Source organism: Providencia hangzhouensis (assembly GCF_029193595.2).
GTDB classification, from domain to species: Bacteria; Pseudomonadota; Gammaproteobacteria; order Enterobacterales; family Enterobacteriaceae; genus Providencia; species Providencia hangzhouensis.
In genome coordinates this window covers 2,410,728-2,425,245 of the sequence record NZ_CP135052.1, presented here as the reverse complement: position 1 = coordinate 2,425,245, position 14,518 = coordinate 2,410,728, and the positions used below count along the sequence as shown (strand labels likewise).

Sequence of the window (14,518 nt, the reverse complement as noted above, 5' to 3'; positions counted from 1 at the left end):
TTTATTAAGAGCGAATATTCTTAGCGTATCGATAATAAAAAGACCTGGCTATCAGAAAAACCTGCTTAGCATACTAAGCAGGCTATAAAATTAAAGTACTTTACTTAGAAACTCCGCAGTCCGTGGGTTTTTAGGTGCAGTAAAGAGTTGTTCTGGCGTGCCTTCTTCTTGAATTATACCTTGGTCAATAAACAAGACTCGGTCGGCAACTTCACGTGCAAACCCCATTTCATGGGTGACGATAACCATTGTCATACCTTCATTTGCAAGGGTTTTCATCACTGAAAGAACCTCACCAACTAATTCGGGGTCAAGTGCAGATGTCGGCTCATCAAATAACAAAATGGATGGTTGCATGGCTAACGCTCTAGCAATAGCGACTCGTTGTTGCTGCCCACCGGATAAACTGGCTGGCCATGCATCAATTTTATCTAACAACCCTACCTTGATCAGAAGTTGTTCTGCTTGTTTAAGTGCCAATTCCTTTTTTATTCCTTTCACTAAGGTTGGCGCCATCATCAAGTTTTCTAACACGGTCATATGGGGGAATAGGTTAAAACGCTGAAACACCATCCCCACATTTTCTCTCATTTTATTTAAATCAGTTTTAGGATCATGAACGTTAAAACCATTGACTTGAATTTCTCCCCCGTCAGGGCGTTCTAGCGCATTCAAACAGCGTAAAAAGGTACTTTTTCCTGAACCAGAAGGGCCAATGACACAAATAACTTCTTGAGGTTTAACTTCACAAGAAATACCTCTAAGTACATGAGCATCACCAAATTTTTTTTGTAAATTATTAACGTAAATCACTTCTGCCCAACCTTCTTTCCATATATTGCACCAACTGAGCAAGTATAAATGTCAGCATCCAATAAATCACAGATATTGTTAAGTAGGGTTCCCAGTAAGTTGCGTAAGCGCCGGAGACCGTTCTTGCAGCATAGGCGAGATCGGCCAAACCGATTGCGGAAGCGAGGGAGGAGTCCTTGACAATTGCGATGGCATTATTTCCCAATGGGGGAAGAATGCGCCGAAAAGCTTGCGGAAGAATCACCTTGCGCATTGTTTTTGCCCAACTCATACCAAGCGCACGAGAGGCTTCCATTTGCCCTTTATCAATGGATTGAATACCCGCACGGAATATTTCAGAGACATAAGCTCCTGAGTTTAAAGTAATTGCAATGACGCAAGATAGAAAAGCACCGTAATCGGAGCGGAGCATTTTAGCGGTATCAACAGACATTAACCCTGATGTAACAAATAAGCCATCACGAGGGTTAATAAACAGTGGCACTAAGGCAAAGTGAACAACCATTATTTGAACAAATAGTGGAGTACCACGAAAGGCACTGACATAGAAGCGAACTGGCCACTGTACAAAATAGTGTAAAATAGGTTTCCAAATCCCTTGTTCAGCTTTGGCCGTTCTGCCTAAACCGAGGGTTAATCCCCATAGTGAGCCTAAAATAACGCAAATGATGGTTGCTTTTATCGTCATCATTGCGCCTTCAGCAAATAATGGAGCATACTCTTCAATTATTTCCCAACGAAACGCAGACATCTTAATTTTCACCCTGATTTAAAACGTGAAAAAGCCATCCATAGATGGCTTTAAGTTAAATTTAATTATTGTTTTGGTAATTGAGGAACATTTTCATCAAACCATTTTTGGTAAATTTTATTGTATGTACCGTCTGCAATAATCTTATCTAAGCCATTATTTATTTTTTGCTGTAATTCACTATTCCCTTTAGCGACAGCAATACCAAAATATTGTTTTTCGAAATGGTTATCGTAAATCAGTTTAAATTTTTTCTCAGGGTGCGTTTTTATATAATATTTAATTACGCCGACATCACCAACTGCAGCGTCAATGCCATCTTCGAATAGTTCTTGTAATAAAAGAGGAGTATTGTCAAAACGTTTGATTGCTGTACTGTTTTTACCTATTACATCAGAAACAACAATATCACCAGTGCTGGAGTTCACAACACCTACATTCAGGTCTTTTAAGCTATTTAAGTCTTTAACATCAGATGTTTCACTGATGACGATCGCTTGCTCAGCCGGGAAATAGGGGTTAGAGAAATCAACCATATTTTTGCGTTTATCTGTAATTGTGATCCCCGAAATTAAAATATCTCTATCACCAGACGATAAGGTCGCAAAAATCCCTTCCCAAGGGGTATTGACAAGTTTAACGTCAAAACCTTCTGCTTCTGCAATTGCTTTAATGATGTCAATATCAAAGCCTTCGAGCTGTTTTTGGCTATTTTCATATTCAAACGGACGGTAAGTCCCACCAGCACCAACGGTATAGCTTTCTTTTGCGTAAACATTCCCGGCGAAGGCTGCCAATGACATACAGCCAGCAAAAACTAATTTTTTAAACATACCAACCTCTTTAATTATGCATTTATAATGAATAAAAATACATAATATTGAACTCCTAAGCAAATGATTTTTATATGTCGAAGTGAGATAAGTTTAGGAGCTTGTGTTTTAAGGGCGGAAAAATATATTATTTAAATATAAATAAGAGAAAGTCGATACAATCTCGATTTAATCGAAAATAAGCTAAGAAAAGCAAAACATAGGAATAGCGCTTTTTTTACCTATCAGCTACAAAAATTTAACGATAGACTGATTAACAAACTCACTTAATGCTCAAATAAAAACAGATTACGTTCTCATGGATAAGATTCTATTAGTTTTGTGGCCATTATTTGCTCTGATTGCAATGGGATTTGTATTGCGTCGCTCGACAATATTCACCACTGATTTTTGGCCGAGTGCTGAAAAATTAAACTATTTTATTTTGTTTCCTGCATTATTAATTAACAGTCTCGCAACTGCACCTTTGGACAACCCTAAATTACCCTATTTAGCGAGCGCCATCCTTTGTGTTTTAGCAATTAGTTCTGTGCTAGTTCTAGGTTGTAAATATTTATTCAAAATACCTATCCCGAGATTTGGCGCGCATATCCAAGGAATCACGCGTTTTAATACTTATTTAGGGTTGGCTATTGTTGCTGATTTATTTGGCAAAGAAGGGATCGCTATTGCTGCGGTAATTATGGTTGTTTTAGTACCAAGCTGTAATGTCATTGCTGTGCTTTCGTTATCTTCAGGACAAAAGGTTTCAGCTAAGCAAATTTTATTACCAATCATAAAAAACCCATTGATCATTTCCTGTGTCGTTGGCGTGTTATTGAATATATCCCCAGTGGGATTACCCTTTGGCTCGGACCAATTTTTAAAACTACTCGCAGCTGCCAGCTTACCATTAGGCTTAATCTGTATTGGAGCCGCATTACAAACCTCAACACTAAGAAATGAATTTAAGCCTATTATGGCGTCAACATTGTTACGTTTACTTCTTATGCCTATTTTAGCATTAACAGTGGCGGGCTTATTTTCTTTGCCAAACCTTGAAACAATTCTATTAGTACTATTTTTTGCTATTCCTACTGCGCCAACCGCTTATATTTTAACGCGTCAGTTAAATGGGGACAGCCAACTAATGGCAGGTATAATTACATTACAAACCGTGGCTGCGGTATTCACATTACCAATTGTTTTATCCTTTGTAGTACATTAACTGTGATATAAGTACGTTAATCGCGATATATTTTGCAACTGTCACATTGATACTCTATGTTATCGGAGATAATTTTATCTGATGATAAGGAGTTGTGTGTGTCTTTGGAAAAATGCCAGAAATATGAAAATTTATCTATTGAAGATGTTTTAGATAAACTTTCGTTGTTATATAGCAATGCGATTGATTCATTAAGAGATGCTATCGCTATTTATGTAAAAGAAGGCCGCATACCCGATATTACAGAAAGGGAAAATGGGTTATTTGCTTATCCCGAACTGTGTGTTACATGGGAAGGCAAAGTTGATCATTGCGAAAAAACCCGTGCTTATGCACGTTTTGTTAAACGGGGTGATTACACCATTACGGTGACTCAGCCAGAACTATTCCGTGCTTATTTAGTTGAGCAATTATCTATCCTACAACAGGATTATGATGTCACTTTTTCCGTTCGCCCTTCAAAAATTGAAATTCCTTATCCTTTTGTCATTGATGGTTCAGATTTAGCATTAGATAGGAGTATGAGCAGTAATTTAGCTGCACATTTTCCGATAACCGATTTATCTCATATCAGTGATGATATTACAGATGGTTTGAACTCTGCTACGGATGAAATGCCGCTGTCTCATTTTGATGCATTACGTGTGGATTTTTCATTAGCGCGATTAAAGCATTATACAGGAACCCCACCTGAACATGTTCAACCGTACATTCTTTTCACTAATTATAACCGTTATGTCGATGAATTTGTGAATTGGGCATGTGAACAGGTACGTGATCCTGAAAGTCGTTATATTGCATTATCTTGTGTTGGACATAATTATTTAACCGCTGAGAATGCAGATCCACAAATTGCGACTTCTGATTTAACATGGAAAAAATTTCAAATGCCTGCATATCATCTAATCGCTAGAGATGGGGCAGGAATTACTTTAGTAAATATCGGTGTTGGTCCTTCAAATGCAAAGAATATTTGCGATCATTTAGCCGTTTTACGACCACATGCTTGGTTGATGATTGGCCATTGTGGCGGGTTAAGAGAAAGCCAAAAAATTGGCGATTATGTTTTGGCTCATGCTTATTTGCGTGATGACCATATTCTTGATGATGTATTACCGCCAGATATTCCTATTCCAAGTATTGCGGAAGTCCAGCGTGCGCTATATGACGCTACAAAACAAGTTAGCAATATGCCTGGGGAATTGGTAAAACAACGTCTACGAACTGGAACCGTTGTTACAACAGATGACAGAAATTGGGAATTACGTTTTTTTGCAACAGCTCGCCGTTTTAGTTTAAGCCGCGCGGTTGCCGTGGATATGGAAAGTGCCACAATTGCAGCTCAGGGGTATCGCTTCAGGGTTCCTTATGGCACGCTGTTATGTGTTTCTGATAAGCCTCTGCATGGTGAAATTAAATTGCCCGGTCAAGCAAACAGTTTTTATGAAGGTGCAATCTCAGAACATTTGCAAATAGGTATTCGTGCTATTGATTTATTGAGGAAAGAAGGGGATAAATTGCATTCAAGGAAATTAAGAACGTTCGATGAACCCCCATTTAGATAGCAAGGAGAAGCAATCAATGGCTGTAATACCTGAACTTGAAACAGATAGACTGATATTAAATAAACACCAAGTAAGTGATTTTCCTGCACTTGCGAAGTTATGGGCGACTGAGTCAATGGTTCGTTACATTGGTGGTATGCCTTCTAGTGAGCGCGAATCATGGATGAGAATGTTAGCTTATGGTGGTTTATGGCCATTATTAGGCTTTGGCTATTGGGCTGTCCGTGAAAAAGCGAGTGGTCAATATATTGGTGATTTAGGTTTCGCGGATTTTCATCGTATGGTCGAACCCCATGTTAAAGGCATTCCAGAAGCGGGTTGGGTCATTGCACCTGAACATCAAGGAAAAGGCTATGCAACAGAGGCTATGCAGGCTGCACTGTCTTGGCTGACGAAAGAAAATAAGTATCGGCAATCTATTTGTTTTATTGAACCGAGGAACTTAGCTTCTTTACGTGTGGCTGAAAAGTTAGGTTACGTTGTTGACCGTGAAATTTTTATGAATGGCACGATTACGGTGTTACTGCGCCAACAATTAGCCTGATTAGCGAGTATTATAGCGGGTTAGTATTTCATGTCTGATGAGTTAGATATTTCTCAAGTTAGCCAATTATCAGGTTTAGCAGCATCAACCCTACGTTATTATGAAGAGAGAGGGCTGATTAAGCCGATAGGGCGTAAAGGGTTAAAACGGGTTTATCACGGGAAAGACGTAATAACCCGTTTGTCTTTAATTGCATTGGGGCAAGAAGCTAAATTTTCACTCGATGAAATTGCTAGCATGCTCAACCATAAGGATGGCCCTAATATTGAACGTGCGAGCCTACTTGAAAAAGCAGAAGAAATTGAGCAAACCATACAGGGGTTACTAGCCTTAAAAAAGGGTATTTTGCATATTGCGAATTGTCCTGAAGAAAATCACTTTTTATGCCCTAATTTTCAAAAGATTATGGAAAACAGCTTAAAATCAAATTCGCTAAAGAAAAGTCAGCGTTAAAACATTATCCCATTCTTGATAACAATCAATCCTATTTTTAAGCATAGAATGGGATTGATTCTCTGATTACACTCCTAAGATTGCTGTTACCATTTTAGGAACGTTATGACTAATCATGTTCTTGCATTTGAGAAACCTATCGTTGAACTCAATGACAAAATTGAAGCGCTTATAGCCTTCAAGCAAAAAGGACATCCATCAGAGATTAAATTAGAAGAAGAAATCCAGCTCTTGAGAAAAAAGAGTCATTCACTTACGAAAACCATATTTACATCGCTTGGGGCATGGGAGATTGTCCAATTAGCGAGACACCCATTAAGGCCTTATCCCCTTGATTATATTCCATTAATATTTACTGAGTTTCAGGAATTAGCGGGTGACCGCGCTTTTGCTGATGACAAAGCGCTGGTGGGTGGCCTTGCTCGTTTAGATGGTAGGCCGGTTATGGTGCTTGGGCAACAAAAAGGGCGGACAACAAAAGAGAAAGTTATGCGTAATTTTGGGATGCCATCGCCAGAAGGCTACCGTAAAGCACTTCGTTTAATGAAAATGGCGGAACGTTTCCACTTACCAGTGATGGTATTTATTGATTCTGCTGGGGCTTACCCCGGTGTTGGTGCTGAAGAGCGCGGGCAAGCAGAAGCTATTGCACGCAATATTATAGAAATGTTTCATTTAAAAACCCCTATTATTTGTGTCATTACAGGTGAAGGTTGTTCTGGTGGTGCATTAGGGATTGGTGTGGGGGATCGTATTAATATGTTGGAATACAGTACTTATGCGGCGATATCTCCAGAAGGTTGTGCCTCTATTTTATGGAAAGATTCCCAGAAGGCACAAATTGCAACGGAAGTAATGGGAATGACCGCTCCACGGTTAAAAGAGTTAGGTATTATCGATACCATTATTTCTGAGCCTTTGGGTGGGGCTCACTGCGACTATCAGTTAGCTGCACAACAATTAAAACAACAGTTACTCACTGATTTAAATGAGCTAACTCAATTAGACATAGACGAATTACTGGCACAGCGGTATCAAAAAATAATGGATTTTGGTTACTGCTAGTGCTATTAGTTCAAGTTAATAGCGCGTGAACTGTAGGAATTAGAAATGGCTGTTGACCTGAATTTATTGAAAGTGTTTATTGCCGTCGCGACACAAGGAAATTTTGTCAATGCGGCAAAGTTACTTTCAATGCCAACATCGAATGTGAGTCGTTATATTAAACAGTTGGAACAACAACTTAATAGCCAGTTAATTGAACGTACAACCCGGCAAATGCGGCTAACGGAAACAGGAAATATTTTATTTGAACAAAGCCAAAAACTAGTCAGTGAATTAGAGCAAGTTGTAGTGCAAATATGTCATCCACAACAAATTACAGGTACGTTAAGGCTAACTATTCCCAGTGAATCCGGTAGTTTATTATTAGCAGATTTATTAGCGAAGTTTGCATTATCTCACCCACAATTGAATATTCACTGTGATACACAACTAATACCTCAAGATGTTATTAGTGATGATATTGATTTATTACTCACTTTTCATCGTGGTCATCTTGAAGACAGTAGTTATCACTCACGTCTGATCAAATCATGGCAAAGCGTTGTGGTTGCATCACCCCAATTAATTGAAAAAGTAGGAAAACCGTGTTCATACTCTGACTTAGCCAATATGCCGTGCATTTCGAGCTTGAGTGCATTACAGGGGCAACCGTGGATATTTATTGATTCATCTGGCTTACAGAAAAAAGTGATAATTGACAGCAGCTACCGAGTGAATAGTGGTATTTTGGCTCATGCTGCTGCAGTGAATGGGGTAGGTTATGCTATTTTGGCGTTAGATGCATGCGAAGAACAGATTAAACAGAAGAAATTAGCGCGGATAGCATTCGATGAAGTATCGCCAGCGCCTATAGAACTTCGCGCGGTTTATGCGAGCCGTAGTGCATTATCACCGAAAATAGATGCTTTTTTACAGTATTTATTAGCAAATATCTAATTATGCTAAGCGCGGGTCAACACTAAAATCTAGTGGTTTAACGGTATGTAAAGCTTTTTGAAATTGCGGATGTAACGGGTTAATAATTGCGTTGTATTCATAGGGAACAATACAAGAGGGAATTAATAATGCTAGACTATCTTGGTTATTAAGCCATATAGTGCCAATATCCATGGTGGAGGTTGGTGCGGGGTCTTGTTGCCAATCTGTCGGAAGGTGATCTAACGACAATTTCATCACGTACTTATCATTGATATCTATGGATAGTAAGCTGAACTGGTTCAATAGTCTGTCTTGATTGATGTGAACGAGTATTTCAAGGGTCGCTAATGAAATACTTGTTGAAGTATAAACAGCAGGAGTCCCTTTATGATTCCAACGCCCGCCGTAGAGCATAGCTCCTTGGCCCGACCATGCATCATGCGCAAAATTGGATTTAACCAATCGATATAAAATCATGAGAATACGCCATGTTCAATACGGCCAATCAAATCAATCACTTCAATGGCTCCGCTTTCTGTCGCAATAAGCTCAATAGGGCGTAAATGTCCTAACCCTTTAACTGGGTGGTTAAGCCAATCACTTGCCGCGTGCTTATCTCCATTAAATAAACGCACCGCAGCATCGAATACCCGCACTAGACGAGCAATTCTCTCACTTTCATCAGCATTAAGGGGCTGGCCAGCATTTTTACGTCGAGCAATATTGCGCTCATTAATGCCGGATATTCGCAATAATTCAGTTTTGCTCATTCCTGACCATTCTTGGATATTGTCTAAGACAGAGACAGATAGGCCTTGACGCAAGAAATGAGTTAACTCAATACCACGTTCTGCGGGTAACCCTACATGGCGCCACAGTGGTTTAAAGGATGAAGCAGTCGGTTGAAGTGGGGTTGTGGGGATATAGTTTCTCATTTGAATCTCCTGACATTTGTCACTTCTATTATAGACAAATGTCAGGAGAATGCAAAATTAATGAATAAAAAACAAACAAAAATAACGGTTATTTATCACCACGTAGGCGAATTGTCAGGCCTTTTAGGAAGTAACGCAGTAATTGGTCTCCACATTCGCGATAGTTTTTATGCCCAGGTTTACGGAAAACTGCGTTAAGCTCAGGCTTGGATACACGAAAATCAACAAGCTGATAAATTTCAATCATATCCGTATCTTTTAATTCAAAAGCCACGCGTAATTTTTTGAGCATAATATTGTTATTAAGTCGGCTATCGACTTCGGGAGCGGGGTGGTTTTCATCTTTACCACGGCGGTGATAGATTAAGCCATTTAGAAAATGCCCCATTATATTATCGTTACATTCAACATATTCAGGTTCATTATCTTTTTTTAACCAAGCCACCATTTCTTCTTTTGTTACAGCCAAATCTGCGAGTTTTACGATTTTAACCATTTGGGCGTCGCTTAAGTCCAACATATAGCGAACGCTGCGTAAAACATAATTATTAAGCATGGTATTGTATTATCCATTATCTATAAAGGTTAATTGGCTATTTATTGAGTAAGGCCAATAAAGTATTCACTATGACAATCAATGACAGGGTGAAATTGAAAAGGAATGTATTTTGAGAGGGCCATATTATGAGGGATTAACCAAGATAAAGCAAAGCGCTGAACGATGCTTTATCTTAAATAATAAGTTAACCGATAAAATAAATAAGAGAATAGAAAAATACTAAGGTAAGGCCGACAGTTAGCAGCATGTTTTTTAATACAGAAGCCACGATGACACAGAATAGCGCTCCCCATAAATAAGGATTATCAGGGAAGGTTCGCAATTCATGGTTTTCTAATAGGATAACAGGGGCACAAATTGCGGTTAATAAACAAGGTGCTGAATACCCTAGTGCTTGACGAACCACAAGAGGAAGGCGTATTGGCAACTGTGGTATTAGAAAAATATAACGTAGAGTAAAAACAACCGCTGTTAAGGTAATAATTAAAAGCCAAATCATTTTTCCTCCTTCAATAAACGTGAAACGGCTACCGAAACAAACATCCCACCCACACCTGCGATAACAATAGCACTACTGAAGGAGTACATTGAAAGTACGATAGCGACAACGAGTGAAAAGATCACGCCACACAACGTACTTATTTTTTTTGTTAATGGAACGACGATTGCAAGCAAAGTTGCCACGACAGAAAAGTCGAGATGTAAGCGGCTCAAATCGCCCACAATATTGGCCATTGCAATCCCACAAAGACTAGTAATTAACCAAACGAGATAAAAACTAAACCCCGCACCAAACAAATAAGGAAAGCTTAAACTCTGACGTTTAGCAGCGCTAATCGCAAATAATTCATCTGTTAATAAGAAACCGATACTAAGGCGCTGAGGAGTTGTAAAGTCTTTAACTTGGGGGCGTAATGTCAGTCCATAAAGTAAATGCTGGGAAGTGATAAAAAAAACAGAAATAACAATCGTGATATAGCCAGCACCCGAGTTAAGCAACCCAAGAGTGACTAATTGTGCCGCACCTGCAAATACCATCGCGGACATCGCTACGCTTTGCCAGAAATCGAGACCAGTTTCGACCGCCATTGAACCTGCTAAAACTCCCCAAGGAATAACAGCAAGATTAAGAGGAGCGGTATGAACAGCGCCTGCCATCATTGCTTTTTGCCATTGATTACTTTGTTGTGACACCATTTACGCTAACCTTATTGTAATTTTGAACACTTATATAACTTGATTGATTTTAAAGAGATGAAATATTAGTAATGAGCTATTTTAGCTTTATACTGGCTTTATCCAATTTTACTTTTAAATAGCACGAACTTTTATGTTATAACGCGAAACCATAATCAAATCACTACTACTTTTATTTATTCTATAAAATTAAATGCTAATTTAATTATCTATATTAGCATTTGCAACTACTTGATTAGCTATTTATAGTTAGCTTCTAATTAAGGTTCTCGTTTTGGGTTGTTATTCTGTTTTTTGATCTTCACTCATTGTTGTTTATCTAGTATTTTAATATTATTTGGGTTTATATTTCATATTGACATTATTATGTGGTGATATCTTTTATAAGTAATGTAAAGCCTGTATCATATAGTCATAAATAAATGATGTGAATTTTTTGTTATAACTTTTATTGAGTTAGCGGGTTTCCTATGCTTGAAAATCTCGGTATTACAAACTTATGGACTTATCTTATCGGTGTTATTTTTATTACATTGGTACCAGGCCCTAATTCTTTATTTGTTTTAACTAGCAGTGCAAAATATGGTGTGAAAAATGGTTATAAAGCCGCATTAGGTGTCTTTACCGGGGATGCTGTGCTCATTTTTCTATCATTTTTAGGCGTTGCATCTTTAGTAAAAACATCACCTATCTTTTTTAGTGTTATAAAATACGCAGGGGCGGCTTATTTATTTTATTTAGGGATTAAAACCCTGTATAGCGTATTGCATAAGAAAGAAAATACAGGTGATGTTGATTCAATTATCTTAGAAACCAAGGGCACCTATAAGAAAGCCGTTTTTTTAAGTTTACTAAATCCTAAGATGATCATTTTCTATGTTTCATTTTTTATCCAATTTATTGACCCAGCTTACCCAAGTGCAGGTGTGCCATTTTTCATACTTGGCCTAATTTTAGAAACTTGTAGCATGATTTATTTATCACTGCTGATTTTTGGTGCTGTTGCCGTAACGAACATGGTTAAACATAATAAAAAGCTTTCGAAGTTCTCTAATAGCTGTATTGGTGCTGTATTCTTGATGTTTGGAGCAAAACTTGCATTAACCGCGTAATGGTTTTATCAGAAATAGCCAGTCTATGTGCTGGCTATTCCTCTAATTTGTTCAATTTATTGCGCATCTTTATGATGAACAATAACAAATCTCATGGGTTCTTATTTTGTTCCCCATTCTCAAAGTTCATAGCTTGTTGCTTATAAAAATCAAATTCTTTTTTCAATTTAACCACCTGAGTTAATAATCAATCGCTATCAGCTAAGCATACGATAATTTCTTTCCGCTGACTGCGCTTTAAATGCCTCATGTAAGTTGAAATGGTTACCGTGACTGGAAGGCAACAAGGTGTTAGGCTCAACACCAGAAATACAATGTAAGAATAACAAAATAAAAAAGGGATGTGGTGAGATGAGAGAGGAAGTTAAACATTTTACGGCAACAGCAATGATCCGTAATGAGCATGGTGAGTTTTTATTACACGAACATCAAAAACTTGGTTTTTGGTTACCTCCAGGCGGTCACATTGAAGCAAATGAAGAACCACAACATGCTGTTTTCCGAGAGGTTCTTGAAGAAACTGGATTAGAGTGCCAAGTGGTCAGTTGCGGTTTCCCCTTTGTATCGCAAGTGCAGGATTCATCCCATACACAAGTATTACCGTTGCCCATCGCTATCTTGAAAGAATTTATTGCGGATAAAAAGAAAGGGAACCATTGGCATATTGATATGATTTACTTATGTGAGCTATTACCCTCATCACAATCGCCTTTTGCCCCATTTGAATGGGTGCCATTTGACCAACTCGCCAAACTCAATATTCCAACCGATGTGGTTGAGTTGGCGAAAGTGGTCAATGAATATTATCGATTGCAGGGTAAATAACTACCATGAATGTGAATGTGAATGTGGAGTTAGTTTATATTAAAGAATAGTAGAGATAATCCCAATAAAATCAGTAGAATTCCAATCGTTCGGTCCATAATAAATTGGTAGTTAAGAATTTTGTTTCTGACTGCTGGCGTTGCAAAGAAAATAGCAATTAGACTAAACCAAAGCCAATGAGTGAAAGAAATAAATAGGCCATAACTCAAATTTAGCCAAATTGAGTTCTGTGTACTGATAACTTGGCTATACACAGAAACCACAAAAAACATGGTTTTTGGGTTTAATGCATTTGTCAGAAAACCATTTTTAAACGCGTTTAGGGCCGATAATGGCTTTGATACTGCTTTATCTGAGGATATTTTTACTTTATTGGTCAATGATTTAAATCCGATGTATACCAAGTAAAACACCCCAATAAGTTTAACGATTAAGAATAATGCGGGTGAACTCATAATGACCAAAGTGATGCCAAAAATGGTATAAAACACATGAACCTGCACACCAATAGCAATACCTAGCGCACACAGTAAGCCTGTTTTAATGCCATAGGTATAACTATTACGAGTTACCATAGCAAAGTCTGGCCCCGGACTAATGACTGCTAAAATGGTAATAGTTGCAACTGCAATAATTTCATTCATATTAATTTCCTAAAAGGTAATGAAAACAGACCAAAAACAGATTTATTCTGAAATTGTTTGTTCATTTATTGTTTTTATTATCAATAGATTGAATAAAACTAAAAAGCGATTTATCCTGACATAAATCTGTCAGTTTTTATTACCTATATATGAAACTACCACCGTTAACGTCATTACGTTTTTTTGACACTGCTGCGAAAGCAGGTAGCTTTGTGCAAGCGGCTCAAGAGCTGAATGTGACTCATAGTGCGATTAGCCGACAAATTCGTTTATTAGAAGAACACCTTGGTGTTGAGCTATTCGAACGAAGGAACCGTGCTGTATTTTTAACGGCGAATGGACGAATATTGTTACAAACAACCAGTGCAATATTTGAACAGCTCAAGGAGGGTGTTGAAAAGATAAAAAACAGTACCTTTCCTGATGTTGTTAGTTTGTCTTGTGAACCTACAATCGCAATGAAGTGGTTAATTCCTCGGCTTACACATTTTTATCAACAATATCCCCATATTACAGTGCATTTAGTGGCGGCAGGTGGTGTTATCGATTTCACAAAAACGAATGTTGATTTAGCATTGAGGCGTAATGATTTCAAATGGAATGACAACCTTTGCGCGGTGAAAGTGTGCTCAGAACGTATGGGCATCGTGGTTCGGCCTGAACTTGATTTTAAAGAAAACTTTAGTCATATAACGCTACTGTCAACTCTATCTAGGCCAACTGCATGGGAAACTTGGCAAAATATAAAAGAAATAGTGTTTCAAAATAGTAAAACTATTACATATGAACACTTTTATTTGTGTATACAAGCGGCTTTGGCTGGGCAAGGGGCGGCGCTTGCGTCATTTTTGATGGTTGCGGATGAAGTAAAATCGAAACAATTAACCGCGCCATATGGCTTTATTGAAGATAATTCAGCATATTATTTATTGTCATCTAAACCTGTAGAGCAAGGCAGTGCAGCGGCTATTTTTACGCAGTGGCTAATTGAACAGGTGAATATCAGTATTGAAACTCTGATAGATAAAAGATAATTAGCTATCAAAAAAAGAAGGTTTGGTCATAAAGCCAGCTAATCTTAATGAAAAATAAATAAT

General features: G+C 38.0%; 18 protein-coding genes. 9 read left to right on the top strand and 9 right to left on the bottom strand.

Annotated features, from left to right (window positions below):
• Window positions 1-90: 90 nt before the first annotated feature.
• The 3 genes from PZ638_RS10890 to PZ638_RS10880 all read right to left on the bottom strand — a co-directional run bounded on the left by PZ638_RS10890 (window position 91) and on the right by PZ638_RS10880 (window position 2,397).
• Entirely contained in the window at window positions 91-813 is a 723-nt protein-coding gene (locus tag PZ638_RS10890) for an amino acid ABC transporter ATP-binding protein (protein WP_004254533.1), read from the bottom strand.
• Window positions 800-1,564: an amino acid ABC transporter permease gene (locus PZ638_RS10885; protein ID WP_004254530.1), complete on the bottom strand. Its 765-nt coding sequence runs from the start codon at window positions 1,562-1,564 to the stop codon at window positions 800-802. The genes PZ638_RS10890 and PZ638_RS10885 overlap by 14 nt, the downstream gene beginning before the upstream one ends.
• 65 nt (window positions 1,565-1,629) lie before the next feature.
• Window positions 1,630-2,397, bottom strand: a complete 768-nt coding sequence (locus PZ638_RS10880; RefSeq protein ID WP_004254527.1) for a basic amino acid ABC transporter substrate-binding protein — start codon at window positions 2,395-2,397, stop codon at window positions 1,630-1,632.
• Between the two features lie 298 nt (window positions 2,398-2,695).
• Here PZ638_RS10880 and PZ638_RS10875 point away from each other — a divergent pair, with 298 nt between their 5' ends.
• From PZ638_RS10875 to PZ638_RS10850, 6 genes are all read left to right on the top strand, one after another.
• Window positions 2,696-3,604, top strand: a complete 909-nt coding sequence (locus tag PZ638_RS10875; RefSeq protein WP_144139987.1) for an AEC family transporter — start codon at window positions 2,696-2,698, stop codon at window positions 3,602-3,604.
• 104 nt (window positions 3,605-3,708) lie between these two features.
• The gene (locus tag PZ638_RS10870) at window positions 3,709-5,169 is read left to right on the top strand and encodes an AMP nucleosidase (protein WP_377146078.1); all 1,461 of its coding nucleotides are present in this window, start codon (window positions 3,709-3,711) and stop codon (window positions 5,167-5,169) included.
• On the top strand, window positions 5,150-5,713 hold the full coding sequence (locus PZ638_RS10865) for a GNAT family N-acetyltransferase (RefSeq protein WP_004254518.1): 564 nt from the start codon (window positions 5,150-5,152) through the stop codon (window positions 5,711-5,713). Before PZ638_RS10870 ends, PZ638_RS10865 begins: the two co-directional genes overlap by 20 nt.
• A 30-nt stretch (window positions 5,714-5,743) precedes the next feature.
• Window positions 5,744-6,166, top strand: a complete 423-nt coding sequence (locus PZ638_RS10860) for a helix-turn-helix domain-containing protein (protein ID WP_094960600.1) — start codon at window positions 5,744-5,746, stop codon at window positions 6,164-6,166.
• A gap of 105 nt (window positions 6,167-6,271) precedes the next feature.
• Window positions 6,272-7,231 (top strand): acetyl-CoA carboxylase carboxyl transferase subunit alpha, encoded by a 960-nt coding sequence (gene accA / locus PZ638_RS10855; protein ID WP_164455664.1) that lies wholly within the window; start codon window positions 6,272-6,274, stop codon window positions 7,229-7,231.
• Window positions 7,232-7,276: 45 nt separating this feature from the next.
• Complete coding sequence (locus PZ638_RS10850; RefSeq protein ID WP_206277497.1) at window positions 7,277-8,167, top strand: LysR family transcriptional regulator; 891 nt, start codon at window positions 7,277-7,279, stop codon at window positions 8,165-8,167.
• Here PZ638_RS10850 and PZ638_RS10845 read toward each other — a convergent pair whose 3' ends face one another.
• The 5 genes from PZ638_RS10845 to PZ638_RS10825 form a co-directional block, all read right to left on the bottom strand.
• On the bottom strand, window positions 8,168-8,626 hold the full coding sequence (locus PZ638_RS10845; protein ID WP_164455662.1) for an RES family NAD+ phosphorylase: 459 nt from the start codon (window positions 8,624-8,626) through the stop codon (window positions 8,168-8,170).
• Window positions 8,623-9,084, bottom strand: coding sequence for a type II RES/Xre toxin-antitoxin system antitoxin (parS, locus tag PZ638_RS10840; RefSeq protein ID WP_004254502.1), 462 nt, complete (start codon window positions 9,082-9,084; stop codon window positions 8,623-8,625). Before parS ends, PZ638_RS10845 begins: the two co-directional genes overlap by 4 nt.
• Before the next feature lie 88 nt (window positions 9,085-9,172).
• Complete coding sequence (locus PZ638_RS10835; RefSeq protein WP_094960596.1) at window positions 9,173-9,640, bottom strand: YehS family protein; 468 nt, start codon at window positions 9,638-9,640, stop codon at window positions 9,173-9,175.
• 187 nt (window positions 9,641-9,827) lie between these two features.
• A complete protein-coding gene (locus PZ638_RS10830) occupies window positions 9,828-10,142 on the bottom strand; it encodes an AzlD domain-containing protein (protein WP_094960595.1) in 315 nt (104 codons plus the stop codon).
• Complete coding sequence (locus PZ638_RS10825) at window positions 10,139-10,840, bottom strand: AzlC family ABC transporter permease (protein WP_004254495.1); 702 nt, start codon at window positions 10,838-10,840, stop codon at window positions 10,139-10,141. The genes PZ638_RS10830 and PZ638_RS10825 overlap by 4 nt, the downstream gene beginning before the upstream one ends.
• 470 nt (window positions 10,841-11,310) lie before the next feature.
• On the opposite strand from PZ638_RS10825, the gene leuE reads away from it, so the two are divergent.
• Complete coding sequence (gene leuE, locus PZ638_RS10820; RefSeq protein WP_004254492.1) at window positions 11,311-11,952, top strand: leucine efflux protein LeuE; 642 nt, start codon at window positions 11,311-11,313, stop codon at window positions 11,950-11,952.
• A 351-nt stretch (window positions 11,953-12,303) separates the two neighbouring features.
• A complete protein-coding gene (locus PZ638_RS10815) occupies window positions 12,304-12,777 on the top strand; it encodes an NUDIX hydrolase (protein ID WP_036957747.1) in 474 nt (157 codons plus the stop codon).
• Window positions 12,778-12,806: 29 nt separating this feature from the next.
• Here PZ638_RS10815 and PZ638_RS10810 read toward each other — a convergent pair whose 3' ends face one another.
• Window positions 12,807-13,421, bottom strand: a complete 615-nt coding sequence (locus tag PZ638_RS10810; protein WP_004254484.1) for a LysE family translocator — start codon at window positions 13,419-13,421, stop codon at window positions 12,807-12,809.
• 149 nt (window positions 13,422-13,570) lie between these two features.
• Here PZ638_RS10810 and PZ638_RS10805 point away from each other — a divergent pair, with 149 nt between their 5' ends.
• Window positions 13,571-14,455 carry a LysR substrate-binding domain-containing protein gene (locus tag PZ638_RS10805; RefSeq protein ID WP_136134960.1) on the top strand — a complete coding sequence of 295 codons (885 nt, stop codon included), beginning with the start codon at window positions 13,571-13,573 and terminating at the stop codon, window positions 14,453-14,455.
• The last annotated feature ends 63 nt before the right edge of the window (window positions 14,456-14,518 follow it).